This is a genomic window from Mesorhizobium sp. B4-1-4, assembly GCF_006439395.2.
In the GTDB taxonomy this organism is placed as follows: Bacteria; Pseudomonadota; Alphaproteobacteria; order Rhizobiales; family Rhizobiaceae; genus Mesorhizobium.
This window is the reverse complement of sequence record NZ_CP083950.1, coordinates 3,337,188-3,353,552: the sequence shown is the minus strand read 5'-3', so window position 1 is coordinate 3,353,552 and position 16,365 is coordinate 3,337,188. Positions and strand designations below refer to the sequence as shown.

Sequence of the window (16,365 nt, the reverse complement as noted above, 5' to 3'; positions counted from 1 at the left end):
CTTCAAGAGATCACCGCTGCGCCTGTCTCGCGATTTCCGTTTTGCCATAGCCGCGTCTCACTGCCCGAATAAGCGTTTCAATTTCAACGTCGTGAGGAGTTTGTGCAGTTAAAAAAACCAGCCGCACCTCTTTAGGGTGTACCTGATGCGTGACGGTATCCCAGTTTTTAGCGGTGACACATAGGCGAGGGCGTACTGAATTAGCGGTAGCTAATACCTTGTCCCATCAAGCGTGAAGGGTAGGCACCCCTTGGAAAAAGACTGCACTCGTTGCTGTCTTATCCAGCCGAAGCTCTGTTCCGGAATAGGGTATCCTCTTTCGGAGATGGCAGCGGGAACGGTTCGACCTGTCCTTCGGTCTTATCGAGATACTGCATCAACGCCGTCACCAAGTGATAGAAGATGCTGGCAGGAACCTCAGTCGCCAGTGACCGCCCGCGCTCATCAATCCTATCCACCCACAAGCCAAGCGGCGCGGGATCGATATGCCATCTGAATAGGCGCGCTACTCGAGCTTCGATCTCAGGTTTCAGATCGGGTCCACCAATCTCGTCCAACGCGATCGCTGCCTTGATAGCCTCGCATTGCGGCCAGCTGCGTGAGAGCCTATCGAGGGGCATTCCTCGTCGCGACACGGCTGCATAAGCCAGTCCTGTGGCCCGATTCAATCCAGCGGCGACGGCCGACGAATACAGCTTCCTTGCGTACTCAGCCAGGTCCTTTTGCCCGCTGGCCCGCGCGAAATCGACGAGCAGGGAAGCCCATTCGAAATGGTGCCCTGGTTCGGTCCATTGTCCCCTGTCTCCGGCCACCGGCACCCAGTCGGCGTCGAAATATTCACCAAGCGTCCAACTCTCCTGGTCGAAAAAATGGCACCGGAAGAGATCGATTACGCGGGCTGCGCGACGAAGATACGCGCGATCGCCGGTTGCGGCATGCCAGGCAAGGAAAGATTCAAGCATATGCATATGCGGGTTTGAGGACCGCACTCCGCTCCAGCCGGGAGTCTCGAGGAAGCCATTTAGGCTGCCATCCTCGAGATGGGAGTCGATGAAAAGGAATGTCTCCTGAGCAAGCTGAAGCGCGCCCTGGTGACCGCATCGAAAGGCATGAGCAAGCGCCAGTAGCACACAGGAATGGTCGTAAGCATCCTCCACCGGATCGGCCACGCTCCCGTTGGAATTTAGGGTGCGTACCCAGCCGCCTCGATCTGTGCGGCCGTATTTTGCAATGAAGTCGATACCGTGGTCGATGAGCTTGTCGGCAGAGCCGGTCCAGCCGAGTTCCTTGGCCACCGCAAAAGCATAGATCTGGCGAGCCATCGTTCGCATGCGCTTGGGTTTGCTTAATGGTCGCGCATCGAAACCCAAAGCTTCGTGGAAGCCGCCATGCAGATTGTCGACCCCTGCGGTAGACCACAGGGGCAGCGTTTCGTTGAAGAGCCAGTGCTCGACGCGCTTGCGCCATGATCCGCTGATTATGACCCGGTCTTCTAACGCCGTGAACTTCGTCTCGAGGCGGCCGCTTTTCTCCAGCTGTTCGACAACTTTCTTCACGTTCTGGCTGTGGCTGACCGGGGCGACGAATATCGCGTCAGGCGTCGCGACCACCGCCACATCCTTCATTCCGATCACAGCGAGCAGCCTGCCTTGGCTTCTGAGGTAGGAACTGTCGCAATCCATGGCAACGACATCACCCATTACCACGTTGCCATCGCAATCCGCGGGGCCGGCCTCCAGCAACGATTGCCACGACCCAAGGTCGTTCCAGCGGAAGGAAGCCGTCACCATCTCGATGCCCTGCGCATGTTCCATCACTGCATAGTCGATCGACGTCGAGGGGACCGCCGAGTAAAAGCGTTGGGGCAGGTAAAGACCCGCGACATCGGCTCTCATCGTCCTGAAGGCTCGTTGGGCCGTGTCCCATATCTCAGGCTGAAACTCGAGCAAAGCTTTCCGCATTGTGTCGGCACGGAACAGGAAGATGCCTGCGTTCCAATAGAACCTTCCCGACGACAAATATCCTTGTGCCGTCTCGATGTTTGGCTTTTCGACAAACCGCGAAACCGCGGCCACACCGTCGCCAGTGGCAGCAACCTCGATATACCCATATCCGGTTTCTGGATGAGTTGGCTTGATGCCAAACACGACAATGCTGCCTGAGTCCGCGGCAGGCATGCCGGCCTCTACAGTTTGCCAGAACTGGGTCTCGGTCGAAATCTCGTGATCGGATGGGACCACCAGCACAAGCGCATCGCTGCCATATTCAGAAATTGTCTGCAGAGTTGCGATGGCGACCGCTGCGGCCGTATTGCGACCCAGGGGTTCGAAAATCGGCTTTCCGCCATTCAGGCCGAGGGGACTTATGTCCGAGATGACGCGTTCAGCATGTCGTTCGGACGCTATCAGATAGATCGGCGTTTCGCTGTGAGGCCACGCCTTGAGGCGCCGAACCGTCTTCGCCAGCATGGAGCCATCCCCCGAAAGATCGTGGAATTGCTTGGGGTTGTCTTCGCGCGAGAGTGGCCACAGCCGGGATCCGACACCCCCGCTCATGACAAAACTTACGACCCGGTGTGCCATGCTTCAGTTCCTCTCAGAATGTCTGGTTGTAGGCTCCGACCTCTGGATTGCGGCGCAGGACGGCATCGATCGCCTCGAACATTTGTCGACGTCTCTCCGACGAAACGGGGCTTTCGACCACGACGACAATTTCGGGCTTGTTCGACGAAGCTCTGACCAGACCCCAAGTGCCGTCTTGAGCCACGACACGCACCCCATTCACGGTAAGCAGATCAGCCAGTGGCTGACCTGCAAACACGCTTCCGTCTCTCTTCATTTTCATGAAGTCGCCGACGACCTTGTCGACCACACAGTATTTGACTTCGTCGGGGCAGTGGGGGGACATCGTTGGGGTCCCAAAGGTTGTGGGAAGAGCACGGTAGAGCTCGGCCAGCGTCTTTCCCGGATTCCGATCGAGCATCTCGCAAACGGCGATCGCGGTGACGAGGCCGTCGTCATACCCACGACCGATCGGTGGATTAAAGAAGAAGTGCCCTGACTTCTCGAAGCCGGCTATTGCGTTAAGCTCGGCGACCCGACGTTTGATGTATGAATGCCCGGTTTTCCAGTAGTCCGTTCGTGCACCATTCTGCGCGAGAACAGGATCCGTCATGAAAAGTCCGGTTGATTTCACGTCCACTACAAATGCGGATTGTGGATGCAGGCTTGAGATGTCCCGCGCCAGCATGACGCCGACCTTGTCCGCGAAAATCTCGGTGCCCTCATTGTCCACCACGCCGCAGCGATCGCCGTCGCCGTCGAAGCCCAGCCCCAAATCGGCAGTGGTCTCCAGAACCTTGTCCCGGATCGCGTGCAGCATCTGCATGTCTTCAGGATTAGGATTGTAGTGCGGAAACGTATGGTCGAGCTCTGCGTCCAAGGGGATCACGTCACAGCCGATGTTCTCCAGCACCTGCGGCGCAAAAGCGCCGGCTGTGCCGTTGCCGCACGCAACGACCACCCGCGGCTTTCTGCGAATGCTCTTTCCGGCAGTCAAGTCTTCGATGTATCGCTGACGAAAGTCGGACACGAATTCGTAGCTTCCGCCACCCACCAGATCGAAGTCGCCGTTCAGAACAAGCGCTTTCAGCGCCGTCATCTGGTCAGGGCCAAAAGTAAGAGGTCTTTGCGCGCCCATCTTCACGCCGGTCCAGCCGTTCTCGTTGTGAGAGGCAGTTACCATGGCAACAGAAGGGGCGTTGAGCGCGAACTGGGCGAAATAGGCCGTGGGGGAAAGCGCCAGGCCGATGTCCTTGACACGTGCGCCAGCTGCCATCAGTCCGCAGACCAGCGCCATCTTTATGGACATGGAATAGCTGCGAAAGTCGTGACCGGTGATCATGTCCGGGCCTACGCCCATTCGCCGGATCAAGGTGCCGAGCCCCATGCCCAGCGCTTGGACGCCCACCAAATTGAGCTCGGGCTCTTTCTCCGAGCCCGGGTGGCCAAACCACCAGCGCGCATCATATTCTCGGAAGCCAGTGGCTTTGATGAGAGCATTGTTCTCGAACGCGAATGTGTTCGGCTTGGCTTGGCTCACTACTTTTAGGGTCACGGATACCGCTCCGAATTTGCGCCAACATTCCTAACACGCTGGCGAGCCCCAGCCGCTTCATGAATTCGGGTAGCCCTACGTCCCGGTCCGCGCCTCCTCATCCAATAGGAGATACCGATCGATGACCGAAAGTATGTCTCGTCCGGGCATGGCGACCAAGTATCGTGGAAAGCAGGTCCGCGTCGGGCGCTGATCTCAATTGTGGGACGCATGATGCCGCTGACATCAATCGGGTTCCCCTTCCAAAGGAAGGTCGATGACAGGCACTTCAGGCGCTTGGCACGTATGCTCGATAGCATTCTGCCACAAATCGAAAGAGAATCGGAGCAACTCCACCGAGCTCGGAAACGGATGACGGACTGTGCTGCATTTTCCCTCGAGGCGAGTGAAAACGGCGAGAACAACGAAAGCATGTCGGCGAAGCTCGAAATTCTCACGCAGGCGCTGGAGGCCAACCGGGCACGACACTTGCTGCTGGAACAGAAAATGTCATTTTTGACGAGGATGAGGGCCGGTCTGCCGTGATTCTTCGGTCCCATAGGGCGTAGGTCCATACGCCAATTGGCGGCGTTTACCTTCGCTCACGCCGGCGTAGTCTTTTTTAAGCTTGGGATCGTGGGACCTCGGCTCAAACGTATCATCGGTCGGACGCCATGAAGCTCCTGTATCAGGGCGGCGTGTAAGGAGGATATTCCTCCCCGCCCGCGGGAGACATTGAATGAACCGATTGTTCGCCAACCAATGGCCTTTGGCAACCAATCAACAAGCTAATGCCGAGCAGGAATTTATCGGCCTCTCGGACATAACCGGGTTTCTGAGACATTATGTCGGAACTGTTACGGCCTGTCTTGCTGCGGCTCTCTTAGTCGCATGGTTTTACAATGCGACGACCGACCCGGTTTTTACCGCCAGTACGCAGATCCTGATCGAGCCAAAGCTGCCACAACATCTGCAAGAGGGAGGCGAAGTCAATCTTTCGTTGGATACTGCGCAAGTGGAAAGTCAGATCGCAGTAATGCAATCTGAAAAAATTGCTTCCATGGTCATCGATCAGTTGAAACTGATTGAAGACGCGAATTTCAATCGCCCTCAGGCCCCGGTGCTGGTGGAGAGATTCAGGAAAATAAAGGATGTCACAGTCGAGGCTCTAGGGCTCCAGAAAAATGCCTCGCTGATCGCGCTCTGGGGACATCTCGGTTTAGGCGATCCCCAGTCGTCGGCGAAGCTGACCGACTACCAGAAGTCTCGTCTCAGCATGTTGATCTTTCGTAATGGCCTCGACGTGCGAAGGGTCGGTGTCTCCTACGCGATAGACATATCCTTCACCTCCGCCGATCCCGAGGGCGCCGCCAAGATTGCGAATGCAACGGCTGATGCCTTCGTGCACGAGCAGATCGATACCAAGGCCGAGGCTGCAAAGGAAGGCGGGGCGTGGCTAGAAAAGCGGCTTCAGCAGCTGCGCACCCAGATGAACGCGGCGATGGCGAGAGCACAAGAATTCCGTTCTCGACACGATTACAGCGTGGGTAATGGTCCCGGTGACGGCGACGGAATCAATCCCGAGCCTACCCTCGAAGAACTTGAGGTTACTGCAGACACCTATCGGAAAATGTACGAAAGCTTCCTGCAGGCGTATACGAATTCGGTAAGCCAACAATCATACCCAGTTGCCGATGCAAGAGTGATCACGGCCGCGACAGCACCGCTTTCTCCAAGCGCTCCGAAGCCGAAGCTGGTGCTGGCCTTCGCCGGTGTTGCAGGCCTCATTGTCGGCATTGGTCTCTCTTTCGCGCGGCATTCGTTCGATTGGACCATACGGTCGCCACGTCACATTCGCGACAATCTAGGAATAGAGTGCATCGGAGAATTGCCGCCCGCGGGCAAGTACAGGGAATTCGGGAACGTCGACGAGGTGACCAGATATCCCTGGTCGCGATACAGCCAGAGCCTTAGGAAGCTGCGGACCGAAATCAGCCTTGCAGAAACGAGCCACCCGGTCAGGTTCCTCGGGCTGACCGCTGTTTCGAACAGCAGTCAGAAGAGTTCCGTCGCCAGCAATCTTGCCACGCTTTACTCGATGTCCGGTTTGAAGACGTTGCTGATTGACGCCGACGTTCGGAGCTCGACGATCACTACACGGCTGCTTGGCCGTTTGAGTATCCAAGCCACAGAGTGCCAGGATCATGTCCAGTTCAACATCATGCGTGCTCCGGGGCGGCCATTCGACGTGCTTCCAAGTTCGGTGGTGGATGCCAAGAACCTGCTCGTACCCAGAAACATGCAGGCCGTCCTCTCGGACCTTAGCGCCAGCGACCCGGCAGCCTATCAACCTGCAGCTTACGACATCGTCATCGTCGATCTGCCGACGCTTGTATCTGGGGCGGATGACCTGATCGTGGGATCGGTCCTCGACGGCGTCGTGCTTGTCGCGGAGTGGGGAAAGACGCACGTCGACACGCTAGGGGAACTTGTCAGAATACTGCAAGCCACCAGGACGCAGATACTTGGCGCGCTTCTCACGAAAGCTCGGGCAATGACGTCCAAGCATCGACGCGTGGCGGCCGCACATGGCTCGTTTGGAAGCCGGCAAAACGTGTGGGGCGATCATACCTGAGTACTAGGGGGTAGAGTATCCGCTACCTCCTTTGCATTTCTTGCCGACAAGTCCCGTCCTTGGAAGAGTGTCGAAGTGGAGCAACTAGAAACAGCGACCGCCACATGACAAACGCCTTCGAAAAGCAGTCGCGACAGGGAGCCCCGATTTGGGGCCAGCCAACTGTTCAGGCGGCGGTCGAGAGCAGGGCGGTGATCTTGCATGTTGTTTCCACGCGTGACCGCGCCAGTGCAGTGTTTAATGACCTGTCGAATGTCATCGCTACAGGGACGACGAACCCTCCGACTGGGGGCCCCCTGAAACGAATCATGGATCTGATTATAGCGAGCACAGCGCTCGTTCTGGCCGCGCCGGTCATGATCCTCGTTGGCCTGTTGATCAAGGTCACGGGCGGCGGTCCGGCAATATTCTCGCACACCCGTGTCGGCTTCGGTGGGAAGCCATTCAAATGCTATAAATTCCGCTCGATGGTCGCCAACTCAGAGGAAGTTCTGCGGGCCTATCTCGAGGCCAACCCTCACGCCCGCAAGGAGTGGGAGGAGAAGCACAAGATCAGGAATGACCCCCGTGTTACATTCTTCGGGCGACTGCTGCGCAAGTCCAGCCTCGACGAGCTTCCCCAGCTCATCAACATCCTGCATGGTGACATGAGTTGCGTAGGCCCCAGGCCGATCGTCGCCGATGAGCTCAAGCGTTATGGCGAGCACCAGGAAGAATATCTTGGAACGAGGCCGGGCCTAACAGGCCTTTGGCAGGTGAGTGGAAGAAGCAGTATGGACTACGACAACCGCGTCGCGCTGGACAGTCAGTATGTGCGGCACTGGTCGGTCTGGCTCGATATCGTGATCCTGCTCAGGACTATAGTCGCGGTGATGCGCGTCGACCAGGCTTCCTAAAGGGTCGACTGATCACCCTTTGTTTCGATTCCGGTAGACCGGTAGAGACAATCCGACGAGGTAGGCGGAAGCCAATACAAATACCAGGATCAGAAATTTGCCCACGGTCACATGGCCTGGCCACCCCAGGTAATTCCAGGCAACAATTCCGATCAGAAGCAGGGCAGTCGCCGCAAGCAGCGCTGGGGCCTTGAAGCGCAACCCCAGTAGTATGCCTGCCACCGATACGGCGAATATGCTCGTGAGCACCGATATCTCCAGTGGCACCCGCAGAACCAGTTGGCTTGCCGCGGCAGGGAGTTCCGCCAGGGGCCAAGAGCCCATCGTGCGCAACTGATATGCGGCCTCGGAGCACAAGGCAAGTGTTAGAAACGGTGCTTGGAGATCCTGCTCGAAATATCGAAATCGGCCTGGATTGAGCCTAATGTTTCCTGATCATCGCCAGCGGGTCAAGTCGCGACGATTGACTGTGCCCGTCAGGCAGCTATGCAGACACATGTGGCGATCGAAGGCGGTAGCGAGTGCCGCCTATGGTTGGCGCCAACGCCGAGCCGGTCAGTTGGTACTGGGAGTAGTGGTTGTTTCCGCCTGAATGGACGCATCCGCTGCAGGTAAGCTATCCAAGCCCGACTGCGGCAGCGGGATCTCGACTTTCACGGTATCGGCTGGCTCGACAAGGGTTGTCTCTTGGGCCGCAAGCTCTTCCGTGCCACCTTCTTTCGGCCTCACAATCGTGAAGACCGGCTTGGCCCTTTTGGCGCGCTGCCTGAGGGCCAGCAGAGCGGGGGCCGCAACTTGTGTTTCGTGCAGCAACTGCACCGCGGTGTCGGATTTGCTGGTGACTTCGTTGAGCTGCTGCTGTGTCTCGCGCAAGCTCTCTGCGACTTCACTAGAATGCTGGTTGCTGAGGTTGAGGATTTCGATGTCGGTCTTGCTCATCTCTTGCCTGACCCGCAGCAATGAGGTTTCGGCCGCCAACCTGTCACTCTGCATCTGGGCGACGGTCCCCTCCAGAGAAAGTTCCCGCGGTGCCACCGCAAGGCCTTTCTGCACGAGGTTCGAGACACCCGCGAGTTCCTTTTGAATTAGCTCGATCTGTTTGTCATGGAAAGTCAGCTGCTGCTCGAGCGAGGCCAGTTCCTGTTGCAGGAACTCCTTGAGTTCGTGCAGTGAACGGAGTTGGGTTGCCAACGCATCCTTACGGATAGCGAAAATCTTGCGCTCCTGGTCCATTGCCAGCGCGATTGTCTCGTTCGAAGCCCTGTCCTTCAGTTCCGTGGGGAAGAAGACCTCCTCGCTGCCAGCCAATTCCGACTGCAGCCGCGCCTTGCGCGCGAGCAGGCTGACACTGTTCAGCGCCAGCACCCCCACATCGCCTTGGCCAGAGATGACTTCTCGTTCAAGCCGAGACACATCATCCTCGCGTATCGGCAACCCCCCGGCGATACCCAGCGCCTGCAGCACCGTCAGGCCGGGTCGATAGGGAAATTCGCCGGGTTGCTTGACATTGCCGACGATATAGAACGGTCTGTATTGGGCAATCTCCACGGCCACGTCTGGCGGACGGCCGAGACCCATGCGCTGCATCAGCCGATCGCCAATGGCGCGGGCGAGATCTCCGGGAGCGGTGCCCTCCGCCCGTATCTGCCCGACAAAAGGCAAGAAAAGCGTGCCGTCTGCACCGACAACGAAGCTGTCGTTGAGAGCTGTCCACTCGAAGATCACGTCACGCGATGCGCGCCATTCGTAGACCTTGAGCCTAACCTTGTCCTGCGGCCCAAGGAGGTACTCCGCAGCTGATACGGGCAGGGGGCAGGCAGCGACTATCGCCAATGAAATCCCTGCCGCTGTCGAAAGCAATCTCCACATTGTCTATCCCGTCCTCAGATCTTCAGGATGTATTCGGGTTCGATCCGCCCCGTGGCGATGTGCAGGATCGCGAGCGCATTGCCCCTGAGGCGGCCCCTCCGGTCGACATATGGCTCGGGCCAAAAGCTCTTTGCGAGGTTGGCGGCTATGTTCCTGAACATAAGGGGAAGCGCGAAGGAGGCTGGCACCGTCCCCTTCCGTATCAGGTAGACGGCATTGGCAACCTGGGAGTAGCCGAACCGCTTCCCGCTGACGCGCCCTGTCTTTATCCCGAGATGAACACCCAAGATTGACGTCACGCATACAACGCGACCTCTGGATCGCATTTGACTGGTGAAGTCAATGTCTTCCTGCCAGCCGTAGAGGACGAGGCGTTCGTCGAAGCGTAAATCGCCAACCAGCGAAGAACGCAACGACATGTTGCATCCGTATGCACCGACGTGATCGACCACTGACGGTCCATCTGGTTTTTGGCCATTTGATTCTCTTAGCGCAGCTTCTGCATCGTCCCAGGTGAGACCGGCATTCGCAGCCCCGTCCCTAACAACCCTGCCCATCACAACCGCCCATCCGTCATTTTCAACAAAAGCCTTTTCGACCTGCTCCAGGTATCGGCCGGATGGAACGAAATCGTCATCGAAGAATGTGATGATGTCGAAGCGCCCTAGAGAGGGCGCAAGAGCCGTGTTGCGCTGCGCGGCCAACCCTTTCGGCCCGAATACATTCGACACTGGAAAAGGACAACTTTGCGGAAGTTCTACATGGCTGGCGTCGGGTGCCGACAGTATGACCTCGTCGGGAAGTCTTGTCTGGCCGCCCAAATACCCCAGCAGGCGAGCAACCTGCTCGCTGCGGCCGAGGGTTGGGATAATCACCGCAAGTTTCATTTCTCATCCGGGCGTCGCTTCCGCCGACCGTATGACGACGCGAGGGCTCAAACAGCCTGCATAAAAGTAGGCCTGAAGAACTCGGTCTACCCCCGCGCGCCTGCTTTTGAAGTATTACCTAAAGACGGCTCACAGCCATAAGCAGTAGGCAGATATTCTACCGGAGCAATCTGTGACCGATCGGCCAACTTGCCACGTTTGTCTGGCGAAACGGAAACTGTGGCCTCAAGGTGGAAGGGGAAAATCATGCTCCATGAACGCTCTTCCGACTTGGCTATCGCGGCCAAGATCGAAACGCCCATCGAACAGTTTCCGGCTGCCCCGGCGACCGACGTCGACAGATATGCCAGGATTGCGCTCGTTCACGACTGGTGCCCAAATTTCCGGGGTGGCGAGCGGGTTCTGGCGCAAATCTGCAAGCAGTTTCCCAATGCTGAGGTGTTCACGCTTTTCGATTTCCTCCCGGCCGAGGTGAAGGAGCAGTATTTCCGCGACGTGGAGTTTCATACTTCCGCAGCCAACCGCATCCCGATGGTGCAGAAATTCTATCGGTCCCTCTTCTTCTTTTGCCCCTTCCTGATCGAACAGTTCGACGTGACCGGCTATGACGCGGTGATCTCATCCTCGGCTGCATTTTCCAGGGGGGTGATCACAAGACCTGATCAGCCGCATCTGTGTTACGTACACAGCCCCGTCCGCTATGCCTGGGACGAGCAGTTTTCCTATCTTCAGCAGGGCAAGCTCGGCTTTGGCCCAAAGGGAATACTCTACCGATATATGCTGCACCGTCTGAGGACGTGGGATACCCGAACTGCTCACGGTCCCGACTTGATGCTGGCCAATTCGAACTACGTCCGCTCCCGAATCAAGCACATCTATGGGCGTGACGCGCGCGTCGTTTTCCCCCCGGTCTCTTTAAAGGAACTGCCCTGTGTGGAGGACAAGGACGACTACTACGTATCGGCGTCCTTCCTCGCCCCCTACAAGCGCACCGACCTCATTATCAAGGCCTTCAACGAGATGCCGTCGCGGCGGCTGATCATAGTCGGCGAAGGACAGCAATCGGCCAGTCTTCGATCGCTGGCGGGTCCGAATGTCACATTTTCGGGTTTCCTTCCACGCAAGGAATACGTGGATACGATTGCCCGGGCCAAGGCGATGGTGTTTGCCGGTTGTGAGGACTTCGGCATAGCGCTCGCGGAGGCACAGGCGTGTGGGACGCCGCTGATCGCGTTCGGGCGGGGCGGCGCGGTCGATATCGCGCGGCGCCTGGGGGCAGATTCCGAGCCAACGGGGGTGCTGTTCAAGGCTCAAACCGTTGAGCACCTCAAGGAGGCGGTCAAACGGTTCGAAGAACACAGCCGCCTAATCACGCCCCAAGCCTGCGCCAAGAACGCGCAGCGCTTCTCAGAAGAGAATTTCGACCGGGCTATCCTGGAATCGACCGGGGCCGTCCAGGCACTTCACGGAATCATGTGAGTTCGCGTGCCCGGAAGAAGTTAGCTTCTGTATCGATGCCGTCAGCTGCGGCCATCGCGTCGAGGTAGCGCAGAGCGCTCGCCCTCCAGCTGTAGGCGGACGCTCTGGTTTTTCCCTTCGCTGCCATCTGCAGGCGCAGCGCCTTGGAATTGCGGAGCCCCATAAATCGATCGAACCATGCCTGCGGATTGTCGGCAGCAGCATAAATAGCCGCATTTCCGCAGACCTCTGGCAGGCTGGCGCGATCGGACACCACTACCGGACAGCCGAGGGCCATCGCCTCGACAACCGGGAGACCAAAGCCTTCCGTCAGGGAAGGAAAGGCCAGGCAAAGCGAGTCCATCAGCAGCGCAGCCAACTCGCTGTCGGAAATGCGTCCGAGCCAACGGATGTTTGAGGCTTCAGGCTTGGCGGATCCGGTCTTGAAAATATGAGAATCCGACATGCCTACAACCGCGATCTTCAGTCCAGCTTTACCAAGGCGGTCAGCCATTGCGAGAATGAGGCCTACATTCTTGTGGGGCGCGGCGCTGCCTATCATGACGATAGTTTCGGGCGAAGCGGCCAAACGCGTCGCTGCCGAATGTTCGGCCTTCCACTGAAAAACATGTTCATGGCCATTTGGAGCAACGAAGGCCTTTTGCGCTGGAACGATGTCGCGGCGAACCAGTTCGCCCAGCGAAAAATTGGAAACCGTCGAAATGTTGCATGCCGTCTTGCCGAGGCAGGGTAGCAGCGCTTTATAGGAACTTCTGAAGCCAAATGAATAGCTCTGCGGGGCATTCCAGACATTTGCATCATGAATGCAGACGATATGCTTCCGGTACAGCAGCGGCCCTGTATTGCACAGGCTGAGCAGCCCGCCACCGTGCAAGGAGATGGCTAGCTGAGTCTGCTCCCACAGATGCCCACCCGTGCTGCCGATCTCGCAAGGTTGGATAGAATTGAGCGAGATGTCCGCGCTGCCCGGCGGATAGTGGAGCCGGAGCTCAAGTCCACGGGTGAGGGGTGCCCGCTCGGAGATCAAAGCATCCAGCGATCGGACGATCTCTCTCGCATAACGCTGGACCCCGGTTGTCGGTTGGGAAAGGAAACGTCCGTTGATCGTCCAGTGCCGTGCCATGTCACCCTCTCAATGTCCTTAGTTTGGAACCGCGATCGCGTGCGGTCACTACGGCCGTTGGGTCATCCGGACGCGCCGAGGATCATCCAGCTAGGCTAGGGCAGACGATGGAACTACCTCAAACGTTTGAGGGCCCTCGCGTTTGCGGGAGTGTTAGTCTCGCTGGTGGTCCGGTTGAGCGGAGAAGGTGATGGGCAAATTTGAATTTGATGCGGCGCCGGCGCGCGGGCCTAGCAACTTGAACGGGCACAGCGCTGCCGCAGTGGTGGCAAGGTCACTTCCCGAAGGCCCGCAGAACCTGATTGGCCACCCCGGTCGGAAGATGGCCGATTTCGAGCCGCCAAGGCGGCGCTGGACAATAAACGGGGACTTCACCATCCTTAGACGCAATGGGGTAGCGCGTTATGCCCGTGAGGTGACGATGGCGCTCGACGCCCTCATTTCAGAAGGGCATCCCCTCGGCAGAGACCTGGAAATCGATCTGGTGGTGCCGCGCCCGCTTGCCGAACCTCTTCATCTGAAAGCTATATCCGTGCGGGTTGTTCCTGAGTTCAACAGGCCCAGATTACCCCAGTTCTGGGTTCAGGCACAGTTGCCTTGGCATGTGCCTGGAGGACTACTTAGCTTTTGCAATCTCGCACCGGTCGTGCTGAGACGTCAGATTGCATGCATCCATGACATGCATACAAGGCTGATGCCGTCGAGCTATGGGCGAGGATTCCGTTGGGCACACCGCTTGATCCTTCCGCTGCTCGGCAGGCGGGCTGCACGGATCACCACGGTTTCGCAGCTCTCGCGCAGTTACCTGGTCAAGTTCGGGATCGCACGGGAGGAAAACATCGTCGTTACCTACAATGGAAGCGACCATGCAAAGAAGTGGGATCCAACAAGATCGTCCCTGACTGTCAATCGGGGCAGGCAATATGTTGTTTGCCTCGGCAGAGGCGATCAAGAATACAAGAACATGGGGCTTCTTGCCAAACTTGCCTCTTTCCTGGATGAGATGGGTCTCGACCTCTGGATGCCAGGCGATATCGACGAGACTACCGTCTTGCGGCACGTCCCAGAAATGCCGGAAAATCTCATCCTTCTTGGACGCATAACCGATCACGACTTCAAGAAGGCGCTCGAAGGCGCTGTTTGCTTCCTGTTTCCATCACGCATCGAAGGTTTTGGGCTGCCTGCCATCGAGGCGATGGCGTCGGGTTGCCCAGTAGTAGCCTCGACTTCGCCGTGTCTGCCTGAAATCTGCGGAGATTCCGCGCTCTATGCGGATCCTGACGACGTCCAGTCATGGGCCGAGAACGTTCGCCAGCTATCGGTCGATCCAGATTTGCGCAAGCGAATGGTTGGCAAGGGGCATGCCAGGGCGAGCAGCTATTCCTGGCGGTGGATCGCGTGGAAATATCTCGAGCTTATGATCCAGGTCGACGCGGATTTCGAGGAAGCCTACGGGTAAATCACAACCCGTTGCAGTTACCCGATCGGATGTTGCGCCAAGTACATGTCAATTCCATCGATATTCCGCTGTCATCACTTTTCCGGTCCCTGAACCTTCGGTGCGGCAAACAAAAAGTTATGCCCGCCTGATGGCCAGGTTGAGGTCTCCAAAAGAGGTAAATCGAAGCTTCCCATACCCGTATAGGCAAATTGCTTCCGGCTGCCACAGTTCCGAGTATCCCAATATTGAAAGTCGTGAAAGGAGGCATGATCGCCATGTCGGTTCGTCTCGCAGCAGCTGCTGCTCTATGGCTGATAACAGCCGCGCCCGCATCCGCCGATTTGATCTGGGGCGTGAACGGCCATCCGGTAGTTTCCTATCCGGACGTCCCGATCGGGAAACAACTCGATTTCATCAAAGATCTTGGCCTCAAATCATATCGGGTCAACGTCACTGCTGAAGATGAAATGGATACTCTTGCTCAACTCGTTAAGGCCGGGAAAGCAAGAGGCATCGAAATCCTGCCGGTCATCACACCTGGACTGGACTTGGACAAGGACGGGCCGGACGAACTCTACAGTGAGGCCCGGAAATTGGCGGTCACCCTTGGCACCAGGTTCAAGAACGATATCCGCGCTTGGGAACTCGGCAACGAGATGGAGATCTATGCCATCATAAAGCCCTGCGAGAAACGTGATGACGGATCGCAGTATCCATGCGGGTGGGGGCCTGCCGGCGGAACAGGAGTGCTCGACTACTACGGTCCGCGCTGGGCCAAGGTTAGCTCAGTCCTAAAGGGCCTGTCCGATGGCATGACGGCAGTCGACCCGAGCATAAGAAAGGCAATGGGTACGGCTGGATGGGGCCATACCGGCGCCTTCGCGCGAATGAAGCAGGACGGGATCGCCTGGGACATCTCGGTCTGGCACATGTATGGGGAAGATCCCGAATGGGCTTTCCGCGAGATTTCCACCTACGGCAAGCCAATCTGGGTCACCGAATTTAACAATCCCTACGGGAGCCAGCGCAGCGAGCGGCAGCAAGCTGACGGTGTCAAGCAGGCGATGACGCGGTTTCGCGAGCTCCAGGACAAGTACAAAGTCGAAGCAGCATATATCTACGAGCTGCTGGATGAGACCTATTGGGCTCCAAGCTTCGAAGCCAATATGGGGCTGGTCAGACTCGCCCCCACCAAGAATGGCAAATGGGCAGCTGGAGAACCGAAACCTGCCTACAAGGCGGTTCGTGACATCACTCGCGGGCCGCTGCCGCTGCCCAGACCGAACCGGGATTGCGACGCGGACGCCACGTTTGCCGATGGATTCAACTATGTCCGCCAGGCAAGTTTTGCCTATTGCCTCGTCCTGGGCCATGACGGCGATGCCGCAAGCTTGAACCGTTGGTCAGCAGCGCTCAAGAACGGAGATGCCAGGCTTATCGATGTGGTCATGGAAATGATCCGCACCGAAGAATTCGAGGACAAATATGCCACGATTGGCCTGACGGACCGTGCCTATATCGCTTTCCTCTATCTGCTGCTGTTGGATCGCCCTGCGGACAGTTACGGGATGGAAACTTATGCCCGTCAGTTGCGGGTAGGATCAATGACGCGCGATGCCGTTGCATTGGGTATAGTCACTTCGAGCGAGTTCAAATCCCGGCATGCTGCCATGCGCGACGCCTCGGATTTGCCAGCACCCGGCTGATCAAGGCAACACCGCTGGTTTACGGCGGGCGGGATCATCGCAAGTCGCTTGCCTTCTGCCAGTTGCCACGAACTTGGGGCCCGCGCCGCCAGATCACCATCGAAAGGCTGAGCCTGGACCTCCACGAAAGAAGTAGCAAACGGTTACGCCTCCTCCAACAGGGCATTCTGACCGCCTATTGGCGTTCTCGCGCAGCCTTTTGCGCCCGGTTAGCCTCCGGGCAATCAATCCAAA

General features: G+C 57.6%; 12 protein-coding genes. 6 read left to right on the top strand and 6 right to left on the bottom strand.

Translation table 11 applies throughout. The features are described from left to right. Positions 1-278: 278 nt before the first annotated feature. Together FJW03_RS16055 and FJW03_RS16050 are read right to left on the bottom strand one after the other, a co-directional pair. The gene (locus FJW03_RS16055) at positions 279-2,582 is read right to left on the bottom strand and encodes a mannose-1-phosphate guanylyltransferase/mannose-6-phosphate isomerase (protein WP_140764222.1); all 2,304 of its coding nucleotides are present in this window, start codon (positions 2,580-2,582) and stop codon (positions 279-281) included. Positions 2,583-2,595: 13 nt separating this feature from the next. Further along, a complete protein-coding gene (locus FJW03_RS16050) occupies positions 2,596-4,116 on the bottom strand; it encodes a phosphomannomutase/phosphoglucomutase (protein ID WP_140764219.1) in 1,521 nt (506 codons plus the stop codon). 210 nt (positions 4,117-4,326) lie between these two features. Between FJW03_RS16050 and FJW03_RS16045 the strand changes: the two genes are divergently transcribed. From FJW03_RS16045 to FJW03_RS16035, 3 genes are all read left to right on the top strand, one after another. Then, positions 4,327-4,641 (top strand): hypothetical protein, encoded by a 315-nt coding sequence (locus FJW03_RS16045; protein ID WP_140764216.1) that lies wholly within the window; start codon positions 4,327-4,329, stop codon positions 4,639-4,641. A 193-nt stretch (positions 4,642-4,834) separates the two neighbouring features. Beyond that, the gene (locus FJW03_RS16040) at positions 4,835-6,730 is read left to right on the top strand and encodes a GumC family protein (protein ID WP_140764213.1); all 1,896 of its coding nucleotides are present in this window, start codon (positions 4,835-4,837) and stop codon (positions 6,728-6,730) included. Between the two features lie 308 nt (positions 6,731-7,038). Beyond that, positions 7,039-7,626, top strand: a complete 588-nt coding sequence (locus FJW03_RS16035) for a sugar transferase (RefSeq protein WP_140764210.1) — start codon at positions 7,039-7,041, stop codon at positions 7,624-7,626. 12 nt (positions 7,627-7,638) lie between these two features. On the opposite strand, the gene FJW03_RS16030 is transcribed toward FJW03_RS16035, so the two are convergent. The 3 genes from FJW03_RS16030 to FJW03_RS16020 form a co-directional block, all read right to left on the bottom strand. Continuing rightward, a complete protein-coding gene (locus tag FJW03_RS16030) occupies positions 7,639-7,875 on the bottom strand; it encodes a hypothetical protein (protein ID WP_140764207.1) in 237 nt (78 codons plus the stop codon). A gap of 306 nt (positions 7,876-8,181) precedes the next feature. After that, entirely contained in the window at positions 8,182-9,495 is a 1,314-nt protein-coding gene (locus tag FJW03_RS16025; protein ID WP_140764204.1) for a polysaccharide biosynthesis/export family protein, read from the bottom strand. A 14-nt stretch (positions 9,496-9,509) separates the two neighbouring features. Next, complete coding sequence (locus FJW03_RS16020) at positions 9,510-10,382, bottom strand: glycosyltransferase family 2 protein (protein ID WP_140764201.1); 873 nt, start codon at positions 10,380-10,382, stop codon at positions 9,510-9,512. A 246-nt stretch (positions 10,383-10,628) separates the two neighbouring features. On the opposite strand from FJW03_RS16020, the gene FJW03_RS16015 reads away from it, so the two are divergent. Continuing rightward, positions 10,629-11,861, top strand: a complete 1,233-nt coding sequence (locus tag FJW03_RS16015) for a glycosyltransferase (RefSeq protein ID WP_140764198.1) — start codon at positions 10,629-10,631, stop codon at positions 11,859-11,861. Here FJW03_RS16015 and FJW03_RS16010 read toward each other — a convergent pair. Then, positions 11,854-12,984, bottom strand: a complete 1,131-nt coding sequence (locus FJW03_RS16010; protein WP_140764195.1) for a glycosyltransferase family 4 protein — start codon at positions 12,982-12,984, stop codon at positions 11,854-11,856. The two genes, FJW03_RS16015 and FJW03_RS16010, sit on opposite strands and share 8 nt — an antisense overlap. A 190-nt stretch (positions 12,985-13,174) precedes the next feature. Between FJW03_RS16010 and FJW03_RS16005 the strand changes: the two genes are divergently transcribed. Both FJW03_RS16005 and FJW03_RS16000 read left to right on the top strand, forming a co-directional pair. Continuing rightward, a complete protein-coding gene (locus FJW03_RS16005) occupies positions 13,175-14,443 on the top strand; it encodes a glycosyltransferase family 4 protein (protein WP_140764192.1) in 1,269 nt (422 codons plus the stop codon). A 257-nt stretch (positions 14,444-14,700) separates the two neighbouring features. Next, positions 14,701-16,131 (top strand): DUF4214 domain-containing protein, encoded by a 1,431-nt coding sequence (locus tag FJW03_RS16000; RefSeq protein WP_140764289.1) that lies wholly within the window; start codon positions 14,701-14,703, stop codon positions 16,129-16,131. Positions 16,132-16,365: the final 234 nt, after the last annotated feature.